1 pseudogene is annotated in these 553 nt (G+C 64.6%); it reads left to right on the top strand.

From position 1 onward, the window contains the following. Positions 1-317 precede the first annotated feature (317 nt). Positions 318-553, top strand: a pseudogene (locus tag AHiyo1_RS19105) (LacI family DNA-binding transcriptional regulator); the annotation flags it as partial.

Genomic DNA, 553 nt, shown 5'->3' with positions numbered 1-553 from the left:
CCCTCGCCCGCGTGGCCCAGGACCACCAGGCCCTTGACGCCCTCGACGCCGGCGAGCCAGCCACCCAGGCGGTGGATCGCGTCGACGTCGACGCTGCCGTCCCGGTTGAACGGCGTTACAGGTGCGGGAACGAGCCCGCGAAGATCGATGGTCATGAGAGCTTCCTCTGTTTTCTTGATCGTAGTCCCGCTACAATGTGAGAACGTTTGCGGGAACGTTTTCATTGTGCGGTGTGGTGCGGCTCACTGTCAAGGCCCTGCCAAACACGTGGAGGAAATAGAGTGTCTTCTAGGACAATCCCGAACAGGAGTTTTCACATGGAACCGGCCGAACCAGGCGCAAGCGTCACGTTGCGGGATGTTGCCGCGGCCAGTGGCGTGAGTCTTTCCACCGCCAGCCGCGCCCTTGACGAGCGGGGTCCGGGTATCGCGCTCGGCCGCGGCCCAGCACGTCCGGAAGATTGCCGAGGAACTCGCTACCGCCGGAACTCCTTCGCATCAAGCCTGCGCCGGGGGGAAACCCGGACGCTGGGGGTGCTAGTGCCGCGCCTGAG

Source organism: Arthrobacter sp. Hiyo1 (assembly GCF_001263615.2).
GTDB lineage: Bacteria > Actinomycetota > Actinomycetes > Actinomycetales > Micrococcaceae > Arthrobacter.
This window is presented reverse-complemented; position numbering and strand designations above follow the sequence as displayed.